The organism is Phyllobacterium chamaecytisi (assembly GCF_020164455.1).
GTDB classification, from domain to species: Bacteria; Pseudomonadota; Alphaproteobacteria; order Rhizobiales; family Rhizobiaceae; genus Phyllobacterium; species Phyllobacterium chamaecytisi.
In genome coordinates, this window is record NZ_JAIQWW010000019.1 from 19,403 (window position 1) to 44,100 (window position 24,698).

Below are 24,698 nucleotides of genomic sequence, written 5' to 3' on the forward strand. Positions count from 1 at the left end.
TTTGACAGAGGCGGTCAAGTGTTTTAATAACGATCATTATGAAAAAGATCGGTTTGCGCTGATGGGGCGCCATCGCGAATTTGATGTGGAGAAAGTGCTCGACGCGGCGCTGTGCGTTTTCTGGCGCAAGGGCTACGAGGGCGCATCTTACGCTGACCTGACAGAGGCTGCCGGCGTTGAGAGGCCCGCCCTCTATTCTGCATTCGGCAACAAGGAAGCTCTCTTCCGCCGAGCCCTGGATCGCTACTCCGAGCGATATGTGGGCTATATTCCAGTGGCGCTACAGTTACCCACGGCGCGAGAGGTTGCTGCGCACATCCTGTACGGTGCGGCCGATCTCAATACGCGTTACCCCGGCCACACGGGATGTCTCGGTATCAACGGGGCTGTAGCGGGATCGGATGAAGCGGAACCTGTGCGACAAGCGTTGATAGATTATCGCGCGGCTGGTCAGGCGCAGCTTCGTGAGCGCTTCGACCGGGCGAAGGCCGAGGGCGACCTACCGGAGACAGCAAAACCTGAAGCCCTTGCGGCGTTCGTAATGGCTGTCACTCACGGCATGGCGGTGCAGGCCAAGGCCGGCTTCAGCCGCGACATGCTGGAGGCTGTTGCCGAGCAAGCGCTTTCCGCTTGGCCTGCGGGTCGTCGCTCTGGCCATCAGCCCGGAAGCTAGTCGATAGGGATTCCCAAGGCGCCAGCCAGTGTCTTGAACACCGGGGTATAGAGGTAGCTCAAACTGCGGGCGGTCGTGGCGGTGATATGGTCTGAGTCCCTGTACAAGGGCAGGCCGTTTCGCATGCTGTCGCAGCGGCCATTGTCGCAGATACCCTGAAGCGCATCGACGGTTATTGCCCCGTATTTCGCAGCGTATTCGCTGAGCATGTCGCGGGAGGCCGCTTGCCGTTCGGAAGTGTAGGCCCATGACGGTGCGATATCGGTAGACGTGCCTCTCGTTGCCGCTTTGGCAAGAGCTTCCGGCATATAGTGCCCCATTTCCGGCACATCCATCACAAGCACCACCTGCGTGCCATGTCGTTTGAGGTCAGCGAGGGTCTGGTCCAGAGCGGTCGCAATGGGCGCCGATTCGTCGTCAAGCTGCGGGCGGATCTTGGGATCAAAATAAAGCCCCTGATTAGGCAACTCCGAGCGGAGGACGTATTTCGGCCAATAGGCAATCATGAAGACCAACGGTATGCGCTTGCTAACGATGAGGTCTCGCACCGCCGCATTGTAATCAACGCAGCGCAGCGTGTCTTTTTCGTCTTTCAGTTCCACATCCGGAAGCGGCGGACACGAGGCCCGTGCGGCCAAAATACCACTGGCACCGGCCTTCGTCGCTGCAAGGTCGATGGCGGGTGCCATGGAACCGGAGTGCGAGTCGCCCCAAACGAGGAAATTGACACTATCCGCTCTGGGGATTCCCAGGTGGCAAAGGTTGCCCGATTGGACGTCGGAAAGGGAAGGGCCTTTTCCACTGGTGTCCTGCATGCATTCGGGACTGGAAAACCGGCTTTCGTCATAGGTGGCGTTGTAGATTTTCTGGGCAACCGGAGTGAGGCGGCTGGGAAGCCCGACTTCGGTGATGATATAATTGCCGAAAGCCACGACCGCTACGATAACCGCCGTCGCAGCGGCAAAAACCGGTTTGCGGGGAACCGGGCCGGCATGCCCGCGGAACGGTCGCTCGATGAAGTGCCAGGAAAAAACAGCCACGATAAACGAAATAGCTACGAGCAGACCGTTTTGGATGAAGGTGAGTTCGTGACCATTCAGGTAGCGCGTGAAGACGATAATCGGCCAGTGCCAGAGATAAAGCGAATAGGAAATCAGGCCGATGAACACAAGCGGCGAGGATGTGAGAAACAATCCCGCCGGTCCGCGCGAGGCTCGCCCCTGAATGATGAGAGCAGCACCGATGCAGGGAACGAGTGCGGCAAGGCCGGGAAACAATGTTCCGTCATCATAAACGAAGACCGCAAAGCCTATCAGGATGAGTCCGACGGCAGCCAGGATTTCGCCGACAAATTGCTGTTTCGGCCGGGGCACGACGCCCAATGCGAGCAAAGCGCCGAGAAGCAGCTCCCAAGCGCGGTAAGGCGCCAGGTAAAACGCCTCGACAGGCCTGTGCTCAACGGCCCAGATACTCGCTGCGAGCGATCCGACAAACAGCAGAATGAGCGCCGGCTTTATCCATTCCCGGCTGATCCTGCTCAAAAGAAGGAGCAACAGCGGAAAGACGATATAGAACTGTTCTTCGATGGCGAGCGACCATGTGTGCAACAACGGCTTCAGCTGGGCGCTGATATCGAAATATCCGCTCTCCCTGTTGAGCTGGATGTTGGAAACAAAAAGAGCAGCTGCCTTCACACTTCGAGCAAAATATTCAAATTCGACCGGCATGAAAAATAGCCATGCCATCACCGCCGACGCTGCGATCATTGCGAAAAGCGCCGGAAAAATGCGGCGAATGCGGCTTTCGTAAAACCGCCAGAGGCTGAAATCGCCCTGGTCGATTCCTCCGATGATCCGCAAGGCCATCAGATAGCCGGAAATGACGAAGAAAACGTCGACGCCGACGAACCCGCCCTGAAAGCCCGACATGCCCGTGTGATAAAATACGACCGGTAAAATCGCGATGGCCCGCAAGCCGTCGATGTCGCGTCGATAGGTCAGGCTGTCGCGCGACTGCCCGGACGTCGGTGAGCTAACCAATTCCAGTTTACTCCAGCACTATCCGTGGGATTTTTTCCGCGCCGCACGGTACGTGCTCTCTGCGAGGATGAGGATGCAGCCTGCCAATAACAGGACACCACCGGCGAATCCAGACAATCCGGCATATTCCACAGCGGTCGCAATGACGCCAATCAATGCAATTGACCAGAGTGCCAGAGCGCCGTCATCGATGAACATGCCGATCAGTTCTCGTAGTGTGATGCGTAAGATGTTCATCAGGCGACTGCCTTTACGTTGGAGCTGTAATAGCCGCGCAGCATCCGCACGGCGACAAACGAGAAGATTGCAAGCACGGCAAGGATCGCGATCAGGGACAGATCGGCGCCCGGCCAATCGGCGCCAAGGCCTTCACCAACCCAGAAGACGCCGAATGCCGTAAGTAGAAGTCCAACCACGAATTTCAAGGTGTTCTCCGGCACCTGCGACAAGGGCTTGTGCACGACGAAACCGATTATCAGCACCAGGAGGCAGGCTATAACTGCGCCAAGGGCGGCATAACCGAGCATGCCGCGTCCCGCGCCAACGGCGATGACGATGAAAACCACTTCGATACCCTCGAGCAGTACCGCCTTGAACGCAGCGGTCCCAGCTATCCAGTCCGCGCGTCGTTCGGCGTCCTGACGCTTGAGCTGATCGGTCTCCCTGGCGAAGGCTTCTGCCTCATCGTGAAGGGCGATAAAACCGGATGCGCGGAGAATAGCTTTGCGCAGCCAGCGCATTCCAAACAGGATCAGCAGGGTTCCGATGACGAATTGCAGAAGTTCGATCGGGATCAGCCCGAGCAGCGGTCCGAGGATTATGACCAGAGCGGCCAGCACGATGAGTGCGAGCCCCGTGCCGATGAATGCGGGCTTCCAGCTGCGGGAAACCCCGACGGCGAGGATAATGGTGAAGGCTTCGACGACTTCGACGAAAGAGCCGAGGAAGGCTGCAGTCATAGTCGATACTATGGTCGTGATGTTGGACATGGAGGATTTCCGTTCAGGCAGAATGAGACAAAGACTACTCGATAAAAAGTCAAGATTCAGGCGGCCAGAAGGATGAAGCGTTCGGATGGAAAAGAAAACGTGACCCGGATGTCGTTGATCTTTCGCTTAGTACGGATTTGTTTTGCTTCGGTGGGGAAGTGCAACTTGTCACGACCATCAAACGTTTTGTTACCCGGTTATGTTTTGGGATCAGTTTTTTGTTGCTCTTTGCGTGAAGGTGCATTCTGGTTGCAGATGACAGAAAATAGTAAAATAGTCGGCGATAAACAGTTCTGAAGTCTTTCCCACTTTCGACCAGGATAATGCCCTTGAACACACGGATTGATCCGCATCTTAAAATGATCCTGATCGGCGGCTCGTCCAATGTCGGGAAATCAAGGGTGGCAGGCGCATTAGCGGGGAAACTCGGCTGGCGCTGTATTTCAACGGACAGCCTTGCCAGGCACCCCGGCAGGCCGTGGCGCCAATCGAACAAGAAAGTCCCCAACCACGTGGCCGAGCACTATCTTAGTTTAAAGGCCAACGAACTGCTGGAATCCGTCATTCTGCATCACCGCAAGATGTCGCCACTCGTCGCGGAACTTGTCCGGGCAACGGTGCACGATGTAGGCATGGAGAAATTGGTGCTCGAGGGATCGGCACTTTGGCCTTTCATCACGAGTGGACACCGCATGAAGGAAGTTGGAACTGTCTGGCTGACGGCCAGTTCCGATACGTTGCGCACACGGATCTATGAAGCAAGCGGTTTCCACAATGCCAGCGAACAGAACCGTGGAATGATCTCAAGATTTCTCGAACGCACACTGCTATTCGATCGAAAGACCGCCGAACTCGTTAGCGAGCACGGCTGCAAGGTCCTCGATGTTGACGAGTACAAAACGACAGAGGACCTGATTGACGGCATAGTCGCTAGCCTCAAGCCATCTCCGACCCGCTAACTTCTGATCCGGAGCAAAAATTGACGAATGATCGAGAGCCTCGTGCGGCAATATCGGCGCACGAGGCTCTAGCATACCGGTCTATCGTCGCCTAAATAGATTCCTGTCATCGGAACCGAACGTATCCGCCACTGCGTCCCGGTCCGCAAAGCCAGCAACGCATTGGAATGATCATGACCGAAGGAACGTTGAAGGAACCAAGTCTTCAAGACTCTGAGGCTGAAGAAGTCGAGCAGGAATTCGGGACAGCCGGAATTGCGCCAATGGCTCGCCCGAGCAAGACCACACGCTTTTTCATGGGCATCGTCTCCTGGGCAGAGAAGCTCAATCTCAAATATGCCAGATTTGGCAACCCTCCAGTCTATGACAATGCGGTCTTTCCCTGGACAAGCGAGATAGAAAAAGCTTGGCCGGACATTCGCATCGAACTCGACCGCGTTCTTTTGCGTCAAAGCGAACTGCCGGCTTTTCAGGATATTTCGACGGACGTCAAAACAATCTCGACGGACAGGCAATGGAAAACCTTCTTCCTCGTCGGATTCGGCGTGAAGTCAAAACACAACATTCAAGCATGTCCCAAGACATGGGCGGCGGTGCAGAAGATCCCCAACCTGAAGACAGCCATGTTTTCGATATTCGAACCCGGCAAACATCTGCCTGCCCATCGGGGGCCTTACAATGGCGTATTGCGGCTCCATCTCGGTTTGATCGTGCCGGAGCCGGGCGACAAGCTCGCCATCCGGGTCAAAGACAGGATATGTCATTGGCAAGAAGGCAAAGCCCTGATCTTCGACGATGCGTACGAACACGAAGCCTGGAATCATACTGACAAGACGCGCGTCGTCCTGTTCGTAGATTTCGTGAAGCCGCTAAAATTTCCCGCCAGTTTCATCAATTGGGCGCTTATGAACCTGGCGATCTTCACGCCATTTATTCGTGAAGGCCTCGACAACCACAAGGAATGGGAAAAACGTTTTTACGCTGAAGCCGAGACCTTGCGAAATCAGTGATGCGCGTTAGGCGAGCTAGAGCAATTCCGTTTTACTTCGAATCGCGGAATTGCTCTGACTCTTTGTTTTTACGCAATTCCGGACGGAAAACCGGTTCCCGCTTTTCCTGGAATTGCTCCAGGTTCATGAATGCTCGGTGTCGATTTTGACCTTGACCACATCGCCGGGCAGCAGAATGGTCCCTTCTTCAGCGGTCGTCTCTTCGGTTTTTCCGTTGGAGTTGCGGACAATGCTGTATTGCATGACAACGGGATCTGAGCCGTTGCCCGCGGCCGCCGGCGCGTTGACCAGCGCTTCGGTCATCAGGTTTTTGTTCATCTGAAGCTTCAGATTGCTTTCATCGAGCGTGGCCTGTGTCGCCTGCATCTCGGTTGCCAATTCCGACTTGCGCTCATTATCAAGGTCGGTCTCGTTCTGGGTCGATTTACTGATTTCCTGCTTGGCACGCAACGACGCGGTATCAAGATCCAGAAGTTTGCCTTCCATGTCTGCAACCGAGGTTTGCAACCCGAGGAGGCGCGAGTTCACGACAAGGCCCTGATCCGCCAGTCCGCCAATGCTTGTAAGCTCCTTGCGGGTTAGATCCAGCTGCCGGTTCTGCACGCCCATTTTCTTCTCAAGCGAACTGATTTCGTTCGTATAGAGCGTCTTGAGGTCGTTCAGCCCACTGATCTGGAGATCGAGGGAATTCTTCCTTGTCCGCATGATTGCCGTTTCATCGTCGACCAGTCTCTTGAGGTTCGACTTCTCGATCAAATCGTCCGGAACCTTGATTTCCTGCACATTGGCCAATTCGGCTTGCAGTCTTGCAAGTTTGACCACCGCCCGGTCATGCGCGGCTACTATCACATCATAGTCCCCGCGCGCATTGAAATAATCCCGCTCGAAGCGCTGCCCGGTCGTTCGCGGCATTCCGCCAGCAAGGCTGACGGCCTTGAGAACCGTCATTTCCGGCTCGAATGCATATCTGCCTGGCGTCTGCACGTCGCCTGAAACGAAAATCGGCCGAAACTCGGATATCTCGACGGAGGCTTCCGGAAGATCGCTTAGGCCGAGTTTCTGCCGGAGGTTCTCAGAGATCTCCTTGGCAATTTCGGATGTGGTCTTGCCGCCAGCGGCTATTTCACCCGCGAAGGGAAGAGACAAGGTGCCTGAGGGTCCAACCCTGTAATCACCTGTGATCGTGGGCCACTCGCGAAAGGTGCCTTCTGCGGTCTGCCATTCGATCACGCGTATGGTGACCTTGTCCATCGGGCCCAACGCGTAATCCGCAGCATGGGCACCCGGCGCAAACAGCATCATGAGAAGCAGCATGCAGCCATAAAAGAACCAGCGCGTTGCAGCGGTGAAACCGCGTGGCATGCCTGAGCACGCACTTGACGGGGAAATCGGGGTCATTTCCAACAATTACTCCTGTAAATCAATCGGGATCGGTGTGGCTATTTCCGCCCTAATCTCGGCAAAGCCACCCGGCCCAAGCCTCATAAGCAGGATCGTGTGACATATATGAGGCGGGAATGATCTTGCGAACGATCACAATGTCCTTCCGAAAAGGCCAATTTCGACGGAATGCTTGTCGAAAACAAGGCATTCGTCGAAGGTAACGCTGCTGCCCTCGTGTATCCGCTCCAGTCAGCCCGGAACGGACGCGAATGATTGTTCGGAAGATAACATAAAAATTGTGCGTTGCAACAGAACGCCGCTTGCAGCATGCGAGTTGAATGGCATTTTGGCTGCATTCTTTGGTCGTAATTGCCGGAAATGACGATGTATCTTACCGGAGTGTTATGTAATTTGTGATCGCAATTCCGCTCGTTCAGGCCAAAAACATAATTACATATGCTTATATAGTTTAGTGATTGTAATTAGTTTTGTCTCCTTCTAGACAATTGGATGGGTTGTATAGCCGCGAGATAGTGTGTAATTTTTTTATTTGCGCTGCAACATAGCGTGAAAATGTGTCGTGTTTCGTTATTTTTGAGTGAAGACAAGACGTGCTTCAGCCGTCCGCGTGCGTTGTATGCTGTATTAGCGAGTCTCAATACCTCGCCGGCTCCAAAAGCGCAGAAAAATTGTGGTTACAAGGTAAGAAAACTGTTATATTCCGGCTTAAAATTAGCCGAGGTGCTTTCATCTAAACTCAAGGGGTTTGGTATAGACAAATTGGCAGTCAAAAAAACATTCATGTACGCGCATTAGCGTGTGTGGGGGGAGACAAAATGACAAGAAACGATACGCCAGCTTTTCTCCGCATAAAGAACGGGAGCTGAGCATGAGATTTCCAAATTTTTTAATTGGAATGTTCGGCGTCCTTATTGCATTTGCGATCACGACCTACGTGCTTACGCAATCTTTGTGGGCAACAATCGTCCAGACGTTGATTTGTGCAGTGGTCATCCAGGTAGGATATTTCGCGGTGGTGCTTTTCCTTGTCGCGCGCGAAAAGCCGCGGACGTCCGAGTGGAAGCAGTCCGGGACCAATGAGCCAACCGGCATTGTCGCCAACAAGCAGCCTCCATTTAAGTCAATTACACCTACAGAGACGCACTAGGTCTGTTCATATTCACGCCATGGCGGCCTGCAAACGGCGTTTTTCTGCGCTCCGGTGCTCACATACCAACATGTACGCTGCGCTCCGGTGCTCGAAAACCACCGTTTTCGCCTCGCCCTGACATGAATCTCAACAGAGTCTTAAGCGATCCGGAGCAACTTCCGGGTGTCAGAACCTTGCTCTAGAAGTCTGCCTCTTGCGGGAGGCCGAAATAATTGTATCCTTGCTGCATCGGTCTGGTGCTGGCAATACGCCCACAGACCATACGTGGTGCGCGCTAATACGCCTTCGTGCACCCAGTAGAGACCCGCACAGTCGAGGGCAGGGGCAATTACAGATAATCCGGACAATAGTGTGTGTGTGATCGTCGCTGCGAAAAATGCAGCCGACACAATCGCGGCCGCCATATCCTCCGCCTTGGCGGATACATATGTGACAGAAGTGATCGTCGTCGACGATGGCTCGACCGATGGTACTTCGGACGCCGCTAGGGAGGCCGATGACGCGAGCGGGCGGCTGCGAATCATTCGTTTCGACGTAAACAGGGGGCCATCTTACGCACGCAATCACGCCATCTCCTGTTCGTCGGCGGCCCTGATCAGTATTCTCGACGCCGACGATTTCTTTATCCCGGGGCGCTTTTCCCATTTGTTGTCAACCCGGGACTGGGATATGGCCGCCGACAACATCGTCTTCGTCGATCAACGTTGGGTTAGCCACTTCAACACAGTCGCCATTGACAAGTTTTCTCCGGAAACCTGGTTTCTCGACCTGCCGACATTCGTCGACCGCAATATATCGAGGCGCAACAAGCAGCGCGGCGAGCTCGGCTTCCTGAAGCCTGTCATCCGGCGCGAGTTTCTGGATCGCCACAGCCTGCGCTACAATGAAAAGCTGCGGCTCGGCGAGGATTACGATCTCTATACGAGAGCGCTGGCCTTGGGTGCCCGGTTTCAGATCATCAACAATTGTGGATATGGAGCCGTCGTCCGTGCGGATTCGCTGAGTGGGCGGCACAGGACGGACGATCTGAAACAACTTGCCGATGCCGACAAGACGCTTCTGAATAGCGGTATGCTGTCGGGAGGGGGGCTGGAAGCAGTCCGCGAGCATGAGCGCCATATCCGCTCCAAATTCCATCACCGGCAGTTTCTGGACATCAAGTCGCAGAACGGGCTCGCTGCAGCAGCTGTCTATGGCTTGCGCAATCCATCTGCGGTTTTGCCAATCGCAAGAGGCATCCTGACCGACAAGTTCGATGGAGCCATCAGGAACAGATCGACTGCCCCCCAAGTCAAACCGGAGCTGCGCTATCTGTTTCCGGCAACTGTCAAACCGCAGTGAGCCTGACGCGGATATCAGTTCGAATTTATTGTGCGTTGCACAAAAAGACACAATGGACTAGTCTGTTTCAAGAATAGATCAGGGGTCAATATGAGCGGATTTGCTCAGTTGGTTTCGACAACCGGGCGCGCAAAGGATGCGGTTATGATTGACTCGCAGCCAATAAACCCCATGCCGCCAATCAGATACCAGGGTTAGTTTTATGAAAATCATTGTCGAGAACACGGTCTGCCTGAATACGGGCGACGCCGCCATTCTTCTAGCGATCAGGCACATCCTGAGAAAAGTCTGGGGCGAGGATCTGCGTTTTCAGGTCTTCGACAGCCAGCCGGAAGTGGCGGCACGACTTTACCCTCGACAAGAATATCCGGATCTCGAATTTCACAAACTCCTGTCGGAGTCCGTCTTCAAGTACAGCTACGATCAAAACGTCCTGAAGAACGCCGTCAAGCCGCTCTACAACCGAATTGTCCTCGAGGCCCTGCGCCGCTTCGGCAGGGGCGGGTCCATCGACAAGATGCTGTTTAGCGACAGCGACCGCCGCTCGCTTGAGATCTACCAGGACGCTGACCTCGTCATCACGACGGGAGGAACCTATCTCGTCGAGAACTACAACCTCGAACGGCGTCTCAATCAATTCCGCATCGATGCGATAGTCGGTAAGGATCCCGTGTTCTTCACGCAGTCACTGGGGCCCTTCAACAAGGACTACAATCGCCAGGAACTGAAACCCGTTTTTGACCGGAGCCCGCTCATTCTTCTTCGCGATTCCCGGTCGAAGGACCATATTGTCGATCTCGTCGAAGACCCCGACAAATGTCACGTGGTGGCGGATGCGGTGTTCGCGCTCGCCGACACGGACCGGATTGCAGGGATTCTGGCTGCGGACCAGACACCGAAAACGGGTCGCGTCGCCATTTCCGTCCGGCACTGGAACTACGTCAAGGGTGGTGGGGACGGCATGCGCCGCTACCTTGATTCCATCCGCAATATCGTCACCACCCTTGTGCGGGACCAGGGCAAAGAGGTGACCTTCCTGTCGACGTGCCAAGGCGTGCCGGAATATGCCCACGACGATTCCAAGGCAGCCAAGGCGATCGTTGCCGAGCTCGATCCCGAAATTGCCAGCCATGTCAGCGTAGACGCGTCATTTCATACGCCAGAGCAACTGATGGCGCTGGTAAAAGGGTTCGATTTCGTCGTCGCCACGCGCATGCACATGATGATCATGTCGCTGTGCGTCGGCACCCCGGTGTTGCCGATCGCCTACGAGTTCAAGACCAAGGAAGTCGCCAAGCGTATCGGTGTGTCCGACGTCCTGCTCGACATCGACACAGTGACGGTGGAAGAAGCCGGTGAAAAGCTCGATACCTTCATCCAGAATCTGGAACATTATCGCAAGACGAGCCTCAAGGCTGTTCTTGACGAGCACGCATCGGCAATGTCGGCAACCGAGTTGCTGAGGCCGCTTCTTGTCGCTCCGTCAGCGAATATTGCTCGCAACCTTGGACCAGATAGCCGACAGAGCGCTGCGTGACTGGGGCAGCAAAAGCATCAGTGCGAACGCGAACCCATAGTTCAGCAGCACAGCCAGAATGACCGCGAGAAAATCCGAGCGGGCGATCAGCGACAAGGGTAGCAGCCAGTAGGCGAGCCAGGCCAGCAGGGCCGAAACGATGAAGAGGCCTTGCACCAGAAGCACATCCATTGCTGTCACCGGGCCGACGCGCTGCACAAGCACTGCGAGAACGGGAACACGCAGGATATATCCGCTGATGGCATAGGCGGCGGCGACGCCGACGGCACCCCAATGCAAGCCCACGATAAAAGCAACCACAGTCGTGATCGAAGAGTAGATGCCCCAGCGGAACATGGTCTTCGTCCTGTCCTGGCAGATGAAGATCCAGCCCGTGGTGCTCGAAATGGGCTGAATGAGGCCGGCAATTCCAAGCCATGCGAAAATCGGTGCGACGGGCAGCCATCTGTCGCCGAAAAGAATACCGACGACCTGTTCCGCGGTAAGGGTCAGCGCAGCGATAGCGGGTACCGTGACCGCCGCGAGTACCCAGTTGGTCTGCATATAGATATCGCGAAAGCGTTTTTTGTCGTCCTGTATTCGGCTGAGCAGCGGGATCATCAGGCGTGTCAGCGGCTGATTGATGTTCTGCAAAGGGAACAGCAGAAGCTTGTAAGCCCGGTCGTAATAACCGAGCTCAATTGCGCCTGAAAATTTGCCGATCAGAATATTATCGAGGTTGCGGGAGAAGAAGTTGACGAGGTTGAAGCCTGTAAGGTTGGCGCCGAAGGACATGATGTCCCGATCGATCTTCAAAACCGGCTTGTCCGGCCTGAATCGCGCCACACGCCAGGCTGCAAGCAATCCAACCGCCGCCGATGCCGCCGGGCCAAGCACCAGCGACCAATAGCCCATGCCGGCATAGGCGGCCACGGCCGCTGTTGCAAAGCCGGCAATGGCCGTGACGACATCGTTGATCGCGAGCTGACCGAACTGGAGATGGCGATTCATCAGGCTGAGCGGCATGGCCGCCAGACTTCCGAGGAAGAGCGGCAGCCCTGCGCCGATCGTGATCCCGACCATGCGCGCATCGCCGTAATAGGAAGCGACGACGGGAGAGAGCGCAACGACGACGGCGGTGCTGGCGAGGCCGGCAAATGCACTCATCCAGAAAACCTGGTTGAGCTGTCGCTGACTGATCTCCTTGCGCTGAACGACCGCTTGCTGGAGTCCGAGATTCTGAAAAAGCGCAACGAAGGCCACGATCGGACTGACGGAGGCGACAAGCCCGAAATCTTCCGGAATGAGCAGGCGTGCCAGCACGATGACGGAGAGGAACTGGACAACGATCTTGATGCCCTGCGCGATGACCGTCAAAAGTCCGCCGCGGAGGGCAACGCGTCCGAACTGAAGCGGTTCGGCACTCACGCGCTTAACTTCGCTTCGGCCAGATGCGTGATCATATGGGCAAACTGATCATTCAAAACATCGGCGTTGAAATCGGCCTCAATCTTGCTCCTTGCGGCCAAAGCAATGCGCTCGCACTCGGCCGGGTGTTCGGCGATCCACAGGAGTTTTCCCGCGAGGGCTTCGATATCCTTCTCGGGAACCAGAAATCCTGTCTTCTCGTCTTCTATGAGTTCGGGAATCCCCGAATGATATGTGCTGAGCACCGTAAGCCCGGCAGACATCGCCTCCATGAGGGAAACCGGAATGCCTTCCACATCTCCATCCTGTGCCGTCACGCTCGGCAGCAGGAACACGTGTGCTTCGCGCAAGCGCTGCTTGACCTCGCTGTGAGGACGCGGTCCGAGAAATGTCACCCGGTGCGCAATATTCAAATCTTTGGCGAGGTGCTTCAGCTCGTCGAACAATTCGCCGCCGCCTATGATCGTATAGGTCCAATCGAGGTCTGGATCTGAAATCGAAAGCTTCCCCAGCGCGCGCAAGGCAAACTCGATGCCCTTCTTTTCGGTCAAGCGGCAGACAGAAATGACGTTCAAGGTGCCTTGATCCCAAGAGCGCCACGCATATTCTATCTCGTTGATCCGTACACCCATGTGATGCACGACGACGTTTGCTGCCGGCGCGCCGGCGTCCACTAGCGCATTGCGGAAATAGTCGTTGACCGTCAGTTGCCGAGTACCCTGGTCGAACAGGACATTATATTGCCAGAGCGCGTTATCGCGAACAGGACGACCGACATCGCGGCCATGGAATATCGTGACCAGGGGAGCGCCAAGTTTCTTCCGTTTCAACACGCGGGCAACACGCAAGCCGTTGTTGCCGAAATGGGCGATTATGACATCGAAATTTTGGAGCTTTCGCGAAAAGACAATGTCGAATGCCGTCGAAACCTTGTCCCAGAGGGTTGTCGGCAGTTTTCGGAGGATAGGGCGCAACGGCGCCAGAGCACCCCACCAGCAATCCGTGTTTTCAGACAGCGCTTGCCAATGCTTTGTTCGAGCACTGCCCTGCTTCAGGAGGTTCTCGTTACAGACAACGCCCACCTCGATACCGCGCTCAAGAAATCCGTTTATCTGATCCACAATGAAGGTCTCGGACAATGACGGGAACTTGTCGACAACAAAACCAACTCTCATTACCGAGCATTCTTTCAATAAATTTGAATATGGATATAAGCGGCGCTTATCACGCCACTTGTTTGATATTCCGGCTGGCGGCTTGGTCAAGAACGCCGAGAAAGGTCGAAAACTGGGTCTTCGGATCCATCTGCGGCCGCTCCGAGAATCTCCTTGCAGCGGCGGAAAGCCGGTCGTATTCCCTCTTGTCAGTCCAGAGCGTGCGGATTGCGCCGACCCAATCTTCCAGTGGCGCGTTGTAATCCAGGACAAGGCCGCCTTCGCCAATCGCTTCCGGCAGTCCGCCACGGCGTGACCCAACGACAGGAATGCCGCTGCAATGCGCTTCTGATGCGACGCGGCCCCATGCCTCTTCCCATTTGCTGGGGGCGAGCAGGATCTTGGTGCGCCCATAGACCGTTTTCATGTCGCTGGTGCGATTTTCGAGCTTGACGTTCTTCAAGGGTGCGATCGTCTTTTCGATGCTGGCGCGGTGATCTTCGGCAAGCTTCCAGCTTTCGACAAAGAGAAACGGGATGTCGGGACACTGCCCGGCAATCTGGACGGCCAGTTCAAAACCCTTTTCATTGTAGGGATTGATGAACGTTACATATTCGCCGGTCGTCGGCGTTCCGTACAGGACAGGGTCGATCGTCGGAGGGATGATGGTCGAATCGATCCCGAACTTTTCCTTGTAGGTCCTCGCGGTGAATTCGGAATTCGCGATGTAGAGTGCTGAATCCAGTTCCCGCAGATCGCCGGCAAGTTCGTGGAATTCCACGTTTCTGAGGTAAATAACCAAGGGTATCCCTTCAGCTTGCAGGGCTTTCCCTATCGGAACCGATTTGTGGCATTGCACGACAGCCACGTCGGGCTTGAGCCTTTTGACCGCGAAGCCCGCGGCTTCCCAGGGAAACCAGGCCCTGACCACGGGATAACCCGGAAAACTGTCGACTGCCGCACGCTGGCCCATGATCTTCATCTTGGCGCGTGCCTTCAGTCCGAACATCCCCTGGCCAAACAAGGCAGCCAGAACCGAGGCCTCGTGCCCCTGATTGCGCAATTGTTCGACCAGATGATGCGTACTCGATTGAACGCCACCGCTGAACTGGGGATAGTAGCCGTTGCCGCCCGCAAAAAGTACTTTCATCGCGTGGCTCCTTGTATCCTGTTTTCCACCGGCGACCTATGCGGCCTGCCTGCCGATGCTGTAATATTCCAGACCATGACGGGCGATGACCTTGGGATCGTAGATATTCCGGCCATCGAAGACGACTGGCGTCGTAAGGGCGTCCTTCATGAGATCGAAGGATGGCGCCCGGAAGCTCTTCCATTCGGTTACGATCAGCAGGGCGTCGGCACCGCGCAACGCTGCTTCCTTGGTTCCGCAAAGTAGCAGGTCATCGCGCTGGCCGTAAATGCTCTGGCATTCCTGCATCGCCTCCGGATCAAAGGCTTGCACGCTGGCTCCCGCCTGCCACAGGGCCTCCATCAGCGTGCGCGAAGGCGCTTCACGCATGTCGTCGGTGTTCGGCTTGAAGGCCAGCCCCCAAAGCGCAAATACCTTGCCCTTGAGATTACCCTTGAAATAGCGGTGGACTTTTTCGAACAGGATGGACTTCTGCGCATTGTTCCGTTCATCCACCGCCTTCAGCATCTTGGCATCGAAACTGATGCCTTCTGCCGTCTGGATCATGGCGCGGACGTCCTTCGGAAAGCACGACCCGCCATAGCCTATTCCCGGATAAATGAAGTCGTAGCCAATGCGTGGATCGCTGCCGATGCCCTTGCGGACCTCTTCGATATCGGCACCGAGCCGCTCTGCCAGACCGGACATTTCATTCATGAAGCTGATTTTGGTCGCGAGGATGCAATTGGCTGCATATTTCGTAAATTCGGCACTGCGCACATCCATGACGATCATTTTATCATGATTGCGGCTGAAGGGAGCATAGAGCTCCCGCATCACCTTTTCGGTGTTATCGCTGCTGGTACCAATGATGATGCGGTCAGGCTTCATGCAATCCACCACGGCCGAACCTTCCTTGAGGAATTCCGGATTTGAGACGACATCGAAGTCCAGTTCTTCGCGCCCCCTTGCCTTGAGCACCTCCGCGATTTTCAGCCTTATCTTGTCACAGGTTCCTACCGGCACCGTCGATTTGCTGACAACGATCTTTGGCGTCTCCATTTCGCGCCCGATCGCCTCTGCCACGGCCAGCACATATTTGAGGTCGGCGGATCCGTCTTCGGTGGGCGGCGTACCGACCGCACTCATCAGGATCTGGCCATGTTTGACTGCAGCTGCGACGTCCGTCGTGAACGTGATGCGGCCCGCTGCGTGATTCTCTTTGACGAGACCCTCGAGGCCTGGCTCGTAAATCGGGATCAACCCCTGATTCAACCGTTCTACCTTGTCAGCGTCGATATCGACGCACAAAACATTGTGCCCCACCTCAGCCAATACGGCGGCCTGTACGAGACCGACATAGCCGATTCCAAAAACTGTTAAATTCATTGGATTTGTTCCTGTGCAAAGACATCGGATCGCATCCGGATCCGGTAATACCAATCATTAAAATCGCGGGCCATAAGGAATGCCCGCAACCAGGTTTTGCAATTGTCATTGAGCTGTTCAGTAACTGCCTCTGGCCATGCAAACGGCAGGCACAGTCTTGATGATGATATGCAAGTCGAGTTTCAACGACCAGTTCTCGACATAGTGCCGATCGAACTCCACGCGGCTGTCGTAAGAAACGTCGTTGCGCCCGCTTACCTGCCAAAGCCCTGTCAGGCCCGGGCGCGATTTGAGGTAGAACACTGCGGCGTTGCCATAATTCTCCAGCTCGTCGTGCACAACGGGACGGGGTCCGACAATGCTCATGTGGCCCTGAAGGATATTGATGATCTGCGGCAGTTCATCAAGGCTCAGCTTTCTCAGGACAGCTCCGACGCGAGTGACACGCGGATCATCCTTGAGCTTGCGAGTGGCTTCCCATTCGGCCCTTGCATCGGGGTTGGCGGCAAAATAGCTGGCCAGCACGCCATCGCCATCCGGAACCATCGTCCGGAATTTAAGGCAGTGGAAAATGCTGCCACCCCGTCCAATACGGCGATGGCCATAAAACACCGACCCGCCATCGGACAACCTCACGAGGAGTGCAATAAGCAGGAACAGGGGACTAAGGGCAATGAGGCCTGCCAAAGCCCCAGCAATGTCGAATCCACGCTTCAGGAATCCGCCCAAAGCAGGGTCGAAATCCGTATCAATTTGTGAATAGCTCAAATCGGTCGATTTGACTGAATCGCTCATGGCGCAACTCCGGGGTCGGGTGATCGAATGGGCTGATGCGACGGTATCAAACGGTACATCCAAGGCTACATCTAAAGTTGCATTAAAAATATGGTGCAATGCAACACAAAAAATTAACAGGCTTGAAACACTAAGTGATGGCTAGAAATTGCCCATAAGTTGCCCAATTTTTGACCTCTTCGACTATATTATACGTCTGTTAACTTGCAGACGTTTTGCCGACTATTATTCGCTATTTGCATTGTACTGTGGCGGATTCGGCAGTGGTTGCGCTTTAAGGCACGGTTCAGCGCAAAATAGGCGTCTGATACAGGTCATAACGCGAATGCGGTAACTTTTTCGGGGCCGCAAACGGGGCGTTTTGCTGCAGTGCACCTAATCCCTTCAATGCATAAAGAAGTGGCGGAGGAACGGGTTCCGCCCGTTCCATATTGTGCCTTTTTTGATCGATCACGATATTGTTATGTCTGTAATTGCGTCGGTTGCATCATTTTGAAGGGTGTGCGCTGAGGGATGGCGAGCAATCCTGCGGAATAATACAGGAGGAACGACCCGATCGTGTAAGGCTGGATGAAGTCGATCTCGAAGAACGAGCGGATCAATAGCAGCAGTGCGATGCCAAACATGAGGTGTCCTTGCGGCGTATATCCCTCCGTCAGCAGGCGCCGGAGGAAACCGATCACCACACCCCCGAGGAGCAGGCTGATCAGAACGACGCCGACGTAGCCAAGTTCGACAAGCACTTCGATATAGGTATTGTGGAAATGAAATCCTGTACGTGCAGGGATATAGAACTCTGCCCACAAACGTTCGGCCTCGGAGAAGCCTTGTACCCAGTAGGCCTGATAGCCAATGCCCATAAGCGGGGCCTCGCGCGAAGCTCTGAACCCCTCCTGCCAAAGATAGGTACGTCCGGTGAGCGTGGAATTCTTGCCAAACGCGCCGAGTACCAGATCAATGGCGCCGGCGTTGATAGCCACGGCCACGAGCACCAACGCTACCGCAACGCCGACTACAAAAAAGGACCGGCGGTGCTTCGGCGAAAATTTCAATACAACGCCGACGATCAAGGTTGCGGTGAATATCGCAATCGTTGCGATGACCGAGGTAGCCGAACTGGAAGCTAACAAGCAGTAGCCTGACAGGATTCCGCACACGACTGCGATGCATCGCCATACTTTGCTGGTTTGCAACACGAAGAAACTGGCGAAAGCGAAATAGAGACCCAAGGATGCAAAGAAGCCAAGCTGATTCTTGGACGCGAACGCGCCGACGAAACTATAGGAGCCGTCCAGCGCATCGTATTGGTATTGGCCAAAGCCAAGCGAATAAAGCAGGACCAGCGCAACACCCATGCTGACCCCGCTGGCAAAGGTTCGCGAGTCTATGATGCGGGATGCGATCAAGGCGCAGATTATCGTCGTCAGATATTGAATGCCGGCGCGCAGGGTGACCGGGGGGGCAGCCGACCATGAAAACGACATGCACGCGAAGAGGACGAAGGGCAATACCCAATAAAAACGTGCGTAATTACCAATGACTTTTCGGTAGTCGACCAAAATGAGAGGCAACCACAGCCCGTAGAAAACCAGAATGGACAGAAAACCAAAGTTTGTCGAATAGGCAAAAACGAAGACCGATAAGCCTACGGCGAGCGTTCCGTACCAAAAATTCTTGCCTGGCTCGACAAGCAGGGATTTTGCAATTCTCATCGTGACGTCCGTATGGGAGCATTGTGTTTTTCTCTTGGACGGATTTCCATTTTTGGTCGTCCAGAGATGAACTGAGCTCTATCGCTTCCTTAGGGGAAACTGGCACTATCGGCGGAATTTGTAAAATTCAAAAAAACCGCAGTCGTTTTCTGGAAGCGTCAGATACAGGGGGTTTCGTTATCTGGCTTGACAGGATTGAAACCGGAAACAACCATTACGTAACAAGTTTTGTCTACGACTCTGGTACGTTGTTGAGGGCGCGTTTGCGCCTTGGGAAATGGGGTGAAAGATGGCACTATTCCGCTTCCGGACAAGAAATCCCGAGAGAGATCGTCTGTCGGATGCCACACGTTTCCTGAGTATCAAGCGGGCGATAAGAGATGTCGTTGTTGAGACTGAACGTGAGCGCGACGGCTTTCGCCGCCGTTATGACGACGCTTCGGTCAATGCCGCATTTTCCTTTGAAAACATGGAAAACGAAGGCGAAACAGAAAAGGTGTCCGCGCAGGTGGATAATCTGACGCAGGCGCTGACAAGGTTTTCGCAGCGCATCGATTTCCTGGAAAAACAGATGGCGTTCATGCAAGAAATGGACGAGGCCATAACGACATTTGAGAATGCGAATGGCCTTGGCCAAGTGGAACCGAAATCCGATTGAAGTGTCGCTTCCGACAGGGCGAATGCGACCTTAAAAAGGCAAAGATTCTCGTGTCGAGATCGGCGCCACCCAGTTAACTCATTGAATTTGAACTAGAAAGACATTGCTTTTTTCAGTTTTTTACGCGGTTGACAGTCGTCACGGCGCGTTGTGAAATGATGCAGTGCAGCAAAGATAATATGCACTCTTAGGATTATGTCCAACTTCGGCTTCTGGCTGATGCGCCTTTTCCCACAAAGAAAGGAAGATCGATGGTCGCCCCGATTTCATCCCGGATAGCACTCGCCAGCATGGCGCTTGGCCTTTGCTTGACACCCGTTCTCGCATTTGCCCAGGAGAAGCAGCCAGGAAAATCCTTCGTCGAGAACTTTGCCAGCCTGGACAAGAAGCGCTGGTACGTTTCGGACGGCTGGTCGAATGGCGCTCACCAGAATTGCACGTGGTCCAAGGGGCAGGTGGGTCTCAAGGACAACACCTTGACCCTCGGCTTTGCGCCTCAAAAAACCAAGGATCGCGACTATGTGTGCGGCGAGATCCAGACCAATGAGCGCTTCAGCTACGGTACCTATGAAGCACGAATCAAGGCCGCCGCGGGCTCAGGGTTCAACACCAGCTTTTTCGCCTATATCGGGCCCCAGCAAAAGCAACCATGGGACGAAATCGACTTCGAGTTTCTTGGAAAGGACCCCTCCAGGGTCCAGTTGAATACCTATGTCAACGGCAAGGGTGGACACGAGAAACTGGTCGCGGTCCCTGAAGGCGCAGATCGCAAGTACAATGATTATGCCTTCGTTTGGGAAAAGGATCGTCTGCGCTACTATGTGAATGGTCAATTGGTGCACACTGTCACCGACCCCGCGGCCATCCCCACCCACCCGCAGAAGATATTTCTGAGCCTTTGGGCCAGCGACAAGATGAAATCCTGGCTTGGAGCATTCAGTATGCCTAGCACACCCGTTTCGGCCGAGTTTGGCCGTGTGGCGTTTACTGCGCTGGGTGAAGCTTGCCAGTTTCCTGAATCAGTTGCGTGCTCGCTGGATTGATTTTTTCGATGGCAACATACCTACGCCCAATTCATTACAATAATGCCGCAGGGCTCATTATGGAACTTGCTGCAGTGAAGCAAAAATGTTGCACTGCAGTAAAAGCCATACTAAGTTGCCTACGCAGATCAATCGTGGGATGACCTCATGCTGCATGTCCTGTACCTCGTGCATGATCTGTCCGACCCTGCGGTCCGGCGCCGCGTGATCATGATGCAAGCCGGCGGTGCAACCGTCACTCTCGCCGGTTTCACACGAAGCCGCGAACCGATCAGCGAGATTGCGTCAATCGTTCCGATCGATCTCGGCAGAACGAGTGACGGCAAGTTTACCCAACGCGTCGCCGCTGTTGCACGCGCCGTGTTGACACTCGGCTCGAGGCTCAAGGGTGTTGCCAGACCGGACTTGATCATCGGACGCAACCTGGAAATGCTTGCACTCGCCAATCGGGCGAAGGCTTTCTTTTCCGGTGACGTGCCAATTGTCTACGAATGCCTTGATATTCATCGGCTGCTTTTGCGCCGGGATATGACAGGTAAGGCGCTGCGCTTCGTGGAACGAACGCTCAGCAACAATGCACAGCTTCTTATTACCTCTTCGCCCGCATTCGTCAGGCAATATTTTGCACCTTTTGGCCAGATCAACTTGCCGGTCGAAGTGGTGGAGAACAAGGTTCTGGAACTCGGGCCTCAGGAAACGGTGGCCATCAGCCGTGCAGGCAAGTCCAAGGACGAGCCCTGGAAGATCGGTTGGTTTGGTGCCTTGCGCTGCCGCACTTCGCTGGAGCTCCTGTCTGCGTTCTCACGCAAGATGGAGGGCCGCGTTGAAATCGTTCTGAGGGGTCGCCCCGCCTATTCGGAGTTCGATGATTTCGACCGCTTCGTCGCCGATGAACCCTTTATGCAATTCCACGGCGCCTATGCAAATCCGGAAGATTTGCAGAAGATCTATGACGAGGTGCATTTTTCATGGGCTATCGATTTCTACGAGGCCGGACAAAATTCCAACTGGCTTCTGCCGAACAGGCTTTATGAAGGATGTCGCTATGGCTCTGTGCCAATAGCGATGCAGGGCACCGAAACCTCGCTGTTTTTGCAAGAACGCGGCATCGGTTTTTCCCTAGGTGAACCGACGGTCGAGGCTCTTGCGACCCTCTTCGATGAAATGGATACCGATCGTTACGAACGCGCCTGTGAAAATATCAAAGCACAGGAACGTGCAACCTGGGTGTTCGACCAGAACGATTGCCGCAAACTGGTGGAACGTCTTGGGCGGCTCACACGTACAAACGAACACGGCGCCGTACTTCAGGTCGCAGCTTGACCAGCCGGAATGCCGGATCGGCAAAAACGAGAACAGGAGAAGTGACGTTAATGCCAAGCGCTACAAAACCGGATTTTGTCGGCCGTTGCATTGTTGTGGTGCCTTGCCTCAACGAGGCCGAGCACATTCGCGCGCTTCTTGAAAAATTGGGTGCGGAAGCCCGGCGTTTCGACTTGAAGATTGTCGTTGCGGATGGCGGCAGCAGTGACGGAACGCAGCAGATCGTTGCGGAAATAATGCAGAACGATCCACGTGTCATTCTCCTGCACAATGAGAAACGCATCCAGAGCGCCGCAATCAATCTGGCGGTGGCGACCTATGGCGACGGGCACGACTATCTCATCCGCATTGATGCGCATGGAAAATACCCGGACGATTATTGCGAAAAACTACTCAACGAAGCGCAAGCTACGGGAGCCGATTCCGTCGTCGTCGGCATGGCGACAGAGGGGTTCGGGACCTTTCAAAAGGCGACAGCCCTCGCACAGAATTCCAAACTCGGTAATGGTGGCGCGCGGCATCGCCATGGCGCGAAAGGGCACTGGACCGATCACGGCCATCATGCCCTGATGCGTGTTTCGATGTTCCGCCAGGTCGGCGGTTACGACGAGGGCTTTACCCACAACGAGGACGCCGAGCTTGATTGCCGGCTGAAGGCTGCCGGTGCGCGCATATGGATGACGGACAAGACCTTCATGGTCTACTATCCGCGGTCATCGGTATCGGCGCTGTTCAAGCAGTATCTCGGCTATGGGAGAGGCAGGGCAAAGAACCTCCTGAAACATCGCATGATTCCGAAGGTTCGTCAGGCGCTTCCCCTTATGGTCCTTCCCGTAGTAGCGGGCGTTTTTCTCGCTGCCCTCAGCTGGTGGGCGGCGGTACCGGCCGTACTATGGATGACAATCTGCCTGGGCTACGGCGTGTGGCTGGCTGTCGGCGAACGTAATCCTTACGGTCCGCTGGCGTCCATATCAGCGATGATCATGCATCTCGCCTGGTCCACGGGTTTCTGGCTGCAACTGTTCGATTCGCGCAGACGAGGGGATACGCCCTGATGACTGGCTCGAGCAATCAATCCGGTGCAGGCGAGACCTGGATCGACATTTGTATCTGCACATATCGTCGTGAGGAGCTGAGGGCGACCCTGCTTTCGCTCGGCCAAATGCACCTGCCGGAAAAATGCCGCGTACGCGTTGTTGTCGCCGACAATGATTTCGAGCCCAGCGCCAAAGATCGGGTTGCTGATATCGCGTCGGAACTTCCGTTTGAAGTGCGTTATATCCACAGCCCGGCAGCGAACATATCATTGGCTCGCAATGCCTGCCTCGACGCCAGCACCGGCGATTATGTTGCCTTCATCGACGATGACGAAACGGCGTCGGAGGACTGGATAGAACGTCTATTGACCACGGCACGCGATACGAATGCCGATGCCGTACTCGGACCCGTACAAGCAACTTATGCAAGCGATGCGCCACGCTGGATGAGTAAGGGTGATTTCCATTCGACGTTTCCCGTATGGGTACGCGGGGAAATTCTCACCGGCTATACATGCAACGTCCTGTTACGCCGCTCCTCGACATTCATCGGGAACCGGCGTTTCAGTTTGGCGCTGGGACGAAGCGGCGGTGAAGACACACAATATTTCACCGAAATTCACGAAGCGGGCGGCAGGATTTCGTACGCACCCCAAGCCTGGGTTTTCGAACCGGTGCCGCAGGCGCGGGCCAAATTTTCGTGGCTTTGCAAACGGCGCTTTCGCGTCGGTCAGACGCACGGGCGGATGCTCAGGAGTGGATCAACCGGCATGAAACGTGCCGCTCAGATGGTGCTTGCGGGTGCCAAGGCAGCTTTTTGCGTGTCTATGGCACTCGTGACGGCCTTTTCTGCTACCCGGCGCAACCGATGGTTCCTGCGCGGCATTATGCATGTGGGTGTCGTCAGCGGCCTGATAGGCATCCGCGAGATCGAGCAATATGGAGAGGTAGCGATGGTGCCAGCGAGGAGAGATAAATCCCGTGCAGCCTGATGTCACCTTCATTATCGCCGCCTATAACGCCGCGGACACGATCCAGCGCGCAATAGAAAGCGCGCTCGCACAGCGTGGAGCGAGCGTGGAAGTCATAGTCGTCGACGACAGGTCCACCGACAATACCGCCGCCATCGCCGGCTCGTTTGCGGACGAGCGGGTACGCGTCGTCACGCTGGAAAGCAACAGCGGTCCTGGTTGCGCTCGCAACGCCGCTCTTGCCCTCGCGAAGGGCCGCTGGATTGCGGTGCTCGATTCCGACGACACGGTGTTTCCCGACCGCATTGCGGCGATGATAACGCGTGCGGAGAATACCGGCGCGAAAGCCGCCGTGGACAATATCGAAGTGATAAAGGACGGCGAGACAAAGGGCGAGACGATGTTTCCCGTCCACTATCTTGCGAAAATCCAAGAGATTACACTGGCGGATTTCATAGCTTCGAACCTCGTTTTCGTGACGACCTTCAATTTCGGCTACATGAAACCGATTTTTGAGCGCCGGTTCGTCGAGACGCATGGTCTGCGTTACGAAGAGAACCTGCGCATCGGCGAAGATTATATCTTCCTCGCATCCATTCTGGCGAAGGGAGGAAAATGCGTCGTGGAACCATCAGTCGGATATGCCTATCGTGTGCGCCCCGGCTCTATTTCGCGCGTCCTCGAAACGCATCATATCATCGCCATGTTAGAGGCGGACAAGACATTCCTGGCAAAATTCGAACTCGGTGCTGAGGCTAAGGCTGCCCAAGCGCGACGGACGCGCAGCCTGGAGGAGGCGAAATCTTTCCTCTCTCTCGTCGGTCATATTAAACGCAGATCGATCAGCGGGATCATCGAGGTGGTATTGAAGGACCCTGCGGCACTTCGCCATCTCTCTATGCCTATCGGAATACGTCTCAGGCGCTTGATCCCGTCCTAAAGGCAGGCAGGCCCAGTCAATATTTTATACGAAAGCAA

General features: G+C 55.0%; 22 protein-coding genes. 12 read left to right on the plus strand and 10 right to left on the minus strand.

Features of this window, described 5'->3' with window-relative positions; translation table 11 throughout:
- Positions 1-61: 61 nt before the first annotated feature.
- Positions 62-673, plus strand: coding sequence for a TetR/AcrR family transcriptional regulator (locus LB462_RS24040; RefSeq protein ID WP_224513228.1), 612 nt, complete (start codon positions 62-64; stop codon positions 671-673).
- Here the strand turns inward: LB462_RS24040 and LB462_RS24045 are convergent.
- From LB462_RS24045 to LB462_RS24055, 3 genes are read right to left on the minus strand one after another with little or no spacing between them, the layout of a single operon-like run.
- Positions 670-2,712 (minus strand): acyltransferase family protein, encoded by a 2,043-nt coding sequence (locus tag LB462_RS24045; RefSeq protein ID WP_224513230.1) that lies wholly within the window; start codon positions 2,710-2,712, stop codon positions 670-672. The two genes, LB462_RS24040 and LB462_RS24045, sit on opposite strands and share 4 nt — an antisense overlap.
- Before the next feature lie 18 nt (positions 2,713-2,730).
- Positions 2,731-2,949, minus strand: a complete 219-nt coding sequence (locus LB462_RS24050) for a hypothetical protein (protein ID WP_370637279.1) — start codon at positions 2,947-2,949, stop codon at positions 2,731-2,733.
- Positions 2,949-3,701 (minus strand): COG4280 domain-containing protein, encoded by a 753-nt coding sequence (locus LB462_RS24055; RefSeq protein WP_224513232.1) that lies wholly within the window; start codon positions 3,699-3,701, stop codon positions 2,949-2,951. The genes LB462_RS24050 and LB462_RS24055 overlap by 1 nt, the downstream gene beginning before the upstream one ends.
- A gap of 329 nt (positions 3,702-4,030) precedes the next feature.
- Between LB462_RS24055 and LB462_RS24060 the strand changes: the two genes are divergently transcribed.
- The gene (locus LB462_RS24060; RefSeq protein WP_224513235.1) at positions 4,031-4,660 is read left to right on the plus strand and encodes a hypothetical protein; all 630 of its coding nucleotides are present in this window, start codon (positions 4,031-4,033) and stop codon (positions 4,658-4,660) included.
- Between the two features lie 173 nt (positions 4,661-4,833).
- The gene (gene olsC, locus LB462_RS24065) at positions 4,834-5,670 is read left to right on the plus strand and encodes an ornithine lipid ester-linked acyl 2-hydroxylase OlsC (protein WP_224513237.1); all 837 of its coding nucleotides are present in this window, start codon (positions 4,834-4,836) and stop codon (positions 5,668-5,670) included.
- Between the two features lie 123 nt (positions 5,671-5,793).
- Here olsC and LB462_RS24070 read toward each other — a convergent pair whose 3' ends face one another.
- Positions 5,794-7,068 carry a polysaccharide biosynthesis/export family protein gene (locus LB462_RS24070; RefSeq protein WP_224513239.1) on the minus strand — a complete coding sequence of 425 codons (1,275 nt, stop codon included), beginning with the start codon at positions 7,066-7,068 and terminating at the stop codon, positions 5,794-5,796.
- A gap of 874 nt (positions 7,069-7,942) precedes the next feature.
- Here LB462_RS24070 and LB462_RS24075 point away from each other — a divergent pair.
- The 3 genes from LB462_RS24075 (at position 7,943) to LB462_RS24085 (ending at position 11,102) form a co-directional block, all read left to right on the plus strand.
- The gene (locus LB462_RS24075) at positions 7,943-8,221 is read left to right on the plus strand and encodes an exopolysaccharide production repressor protein (RefSeq protein ID WP_304610453.1); all 279 of its coding nucleotides are present in this window, start codon (positions 7,943-7,945) and stop codon (positions 8,219-8,221) included.
- A gap of 330 nt (positions 8,222-8,551) precedes the next feature.
- Positions 8,552-9,565 carry a glycosyltransferase family 2 protein gene (locus LB462_RS24080; protein WP_370637283.1) on the plus strand — a complete coding sequence of 338 codons (1,014 nt, stop codon included), beginning with the start codon at positions 8,552-8,554 and terminating at the stop codon, positions 9,563-9,565.
- 202 nt (positions 9,566-9,767) lie between these two features.
- A complete protein-coding gene (locus LB462_RS24085; protein WP_224513241.1) occupies positions 9,768-11,102 on the plus strand; it encodes a polysaccharide pyruvyl transferase family protein in 1,335 nt (444 codons plus the stop codon).
- Here the strand turns inward: LB462_RS24085 and LB462_RS24090 are convergent.
- From LB462_RS24090 to LB462_RS24115, 6 genes are all read right to left on the minus strand, one after another.
- The gene (locus LB462_RS24090; RefSeq protein WP_224513243.1) at positions 11,049-12,509 is read right to left on the minus strand and encodes a lipopolysaccharide biosynthesis protein; all 1,461 of its coding nucleotides are present in this window, start codon (positions 12,507-12,509) and stop codon (positions 11,049-11,051) included. The two genes, LB462_RS24085 and LB462_RS24090, sit on opposite strands and share 54 nt — an antisense overlap.
- Positions 12,506-13,684, minus strand: coding sequence for a glycosyltransferase (locus LB462_RS24095; protein WP_224513244.1), 1,179 nt, complete (start codon positions 13,682-13,684; stop codon positions 12,506-12,508). The genes LB462_RS24090 and LB462_RS24095 overlap by 4 nt, the downstream gene beginning before the upstream one ends.
- Positions 13,685-13,733: 49 nt before the next feature.
- The gene (locus tag LB462_RS24100) at positions 13,734-14,813 is read right to left on the minus strand and encodes a glycosyltransferase (protein ID WP_224513246.1); all 1,080 of its coding nucleotides are present in this window, start codon (positions 14,811-14,813) and stop codon (positions 13,734-13,736) included.
- Between the two features lie 36 nt (positions 14,814-14,849).
- Positions 14,850-16,181 (minus strand): UDP-glucose dehydrogenase family protein, encoded by a 1,332-nt coding sequence (locus tag LB462_RS24105; protein WP_224513248.1) that lies wholly within the window; start codon positions 16,179-16,181, stop codon positions 14,850-14,852.
- 117 nt (positions 16,182-16,298) lie between these two features.
- Positions 16,299-16,976: a sugar transferase gene (locus LB462_RS24110; protein WP_224513249.1), complete on the minus strand. Its 678-nt coding sequence runs from the start codon at positions 16,974-16,976 to the stop codon at positions 16,299-16,301.
- A 461-nt stretch (positions 16,977-17,437) separates the two neighbouring features.
- Positions 17,438-18,688 (minus strand): O-antigen ligase family protein, encoded by a 1,251-nt coding sequence (locus tag LB462_RS24115; RefSeq protein ID WP_224513251.1) that lies wholly within the window; start codon positions 18,686-18,688, stop codon positions 17,438-17,440.
- A 289-nt stretch (positions 18,689-18,977) separates the two neighbouring features.
- On the opposite strand from LB462_RS24115, the gene LB462_RS24120 reads away from it, so the two are divergent.
- The 6 genes from LB462_RS24120 to LB462_RS24145 all read left to right on the plus strand — a co-directional run bounded on the left by LB462_RS24120 (position 18,978) and on the right by LB462_RS24145 (position 24,660).
- The gene (locus LB462_RS24120) at positions 18,978-19,346 is read left to right on the plus strand and encodes a hypothetical protein (RefSeq protein ID WP_224513252.1); all 369 of its coding nucleotides are present in this window, start codon (positions 18,978-18,980) and stop codon (positions 19,344-19,346) included.
- Between the two features lie 251 nt (positions 19,347-19,597).
- Complete coding sequence (gene exoK / locus LB462_RS24125; protein ID WP_304610454.1) at positions 19,598-20,389, plus strand: endo-1,3-1,4-beta-glycanase ExoK; 792 nt, start codon at positions 19,598-19,600, stop codon at positions 20,387-20,389.
- Positions 20,390-20,536: 147 nt separating this feature from the next.
- Positions 20,537-21,712: a glycosyltransferase family protein gene (locus LB462_RS24130; RefSeq protein ID WP_224513255.1), complete on the plus strand. Its 1,176-nt coding sequence runs from the start codon at positions 20,537-20,539 to the stop codon at positions 21,710-21,712.
- Positions 21,713-21,762: 50 nt separating this feature from the next.
- Positions 21,763-22,767: a glycosyltransferase family 2 protein gene (locus tag LB462_RS24135; RefSeq protein WP_224513257.1), complete on the plus strand. Its 1,005-nt coding sequence runs from the start codon at positions 21,763-21,765 to the stop codon at positions 22,765-22,767.
- Complete coding sequence (locus tag LB462_RS24140; RefSeq protein WP_224513259.1) at positions 22,767-23,741, plus strand: glycosyltransferase family 2 protein; 975 nt, start codon at positions 22,767-22,769, stop codon at positions 23,739-23,741. The genes LB462_RS24135 and LB462_RS24140 overlap by 1 nt, the downstream gene beginning before the upstream one ends.
- Entirely contained in the window at positions 23,731-24,660 is a 930-nt protein-coding gene (locus LB462_RS24145) for a glycosyltransferase family 2 protein (protein WP_224513261.1), read from the plus strand. The genes LB462_RS24140 and LB462_RS24145 overlap by 11 nt, the downstream gene beginning before the upstream one ends.
- The last annotated feature ends 38 nt before the right edge of the window (positions 24,661-24,698 follow it).

Bases quoted from the DNA above. Each gene is read 5' to 3' on its own strand.
- LB462_RS24040 (WP_224513228.1), top strand. From the start codon at position 62: ATGGGGCGCCATCGCGAATTTGATGTGGAGAAAGTGCTCGACGCGGCG.
- LB462_RS24050 (WP_370637279.1), bottom strand. From the start codon at position 2,949: ATGAACATCTTACGCATCACACTACGAGAACTGATCGGCATGTTCATC.
- LB462_RS24055 (WP_224513232.1), bottom strand. From the start codon at position 3,701: ATGTCCAACATCACGACCATAGTATCGACTATGACTGCAGCCTTCCTC.
- olsC (WP_224513237.1), top strand. From the start codon at position 4,834: ATGACCGAAGGAACGTTGAAGGAACCAAGTCTTCAAGACTCTGAGGCT.
- LB462_RS24070 (WP_224513239.1), bottom strand. From the start codon at position 7,068: ATGACCCCGATTTCCCCGTCAAGTGCGTGCTCAGGCATGCCACGCGGT.
- LB462_RS24075 (WP_304610453.1), top strand. From the start codon at position 7,943: ATGAGATTTCCAAATTTTTTAATTGGAATGTTCGGCGTCCTTATTGCA.
- LB462_RS24085 (WP_224513241.1), top strand. From the start codon at position 9,768: ATGAAAATCATTGTCGAGAACACGGTCTGCCTGAATACGGGCGACGCC.
- LB462_RS24095 (WP_224513244.1), bottom strand. From the start codon at position 13,684: ATGAGAGTTGGTTTTGTTGTCGACAAGTTCCCGTCATTGTCCGAGACC.
- LB462_RS24100 (WP_224513246.1), bottom strand. From the start codon at position 14,813: ATGAAAGTACTTTTTGCGGGCGGCAACGGCTACTATCCCCAGTTCAGC.
- LB462_RS24105 (WP_224513248.1), bottom strand. From the start codon at position 16,181: ATGAATTTAACAGTTTTTGGAATCGGCTATGTCGGTCTCGTACAGGCC.
- LB462_RS24110 (WP_224513249.1), bottom strand. From the start codon at position 16,976: ATGAGCGATTCAGTCAAATCGACCGATTTGAGCTATTCACAAATTGAT.
- LB462_RS24115 (WP_224513251.1), bottom strand. From the start codon at position 18,688: ATGAGAATTGCAAAATCCCTGCTTGTCGAGCCAGGCAAGAATTTTTGG.
- LB462_RS24120 (WP_224513252.1), top strand. From the start codon at position 18,978: ATGGCACTATTCCGCTTCCGGACAAGAAATCCCGAGAGAGATCGTCTG.
- exoK (WP_304610454.1), top strand. From the start codon at position 19,598: ATGGTCGCCCCGATTTCATCCCGGATAGCACTCGCCAGCATGGCGCTT.
- LB462_RS24130 (WP_224513255.1), top strand. From the start codon at position 20,537: ATGCTGCATGTCCTGTACCTCGTGCATGATCTGTCCGACCCTGCGGTC.
- LB462_RS24135 (WP_224513257.1), top strand. From the start codon at position 21,763: ATGCCAAGCGCTACAAAACCGGATTTTGTCGGCCGTTGCATTGTTGTG.
- LB462_RS24140 (WP_224513259.1), top strand. From the start codon at position 22,767: ATGACTGGCTCGAGCAATCAATCCGGTGCAGGCGAGACCTGGATCGAC.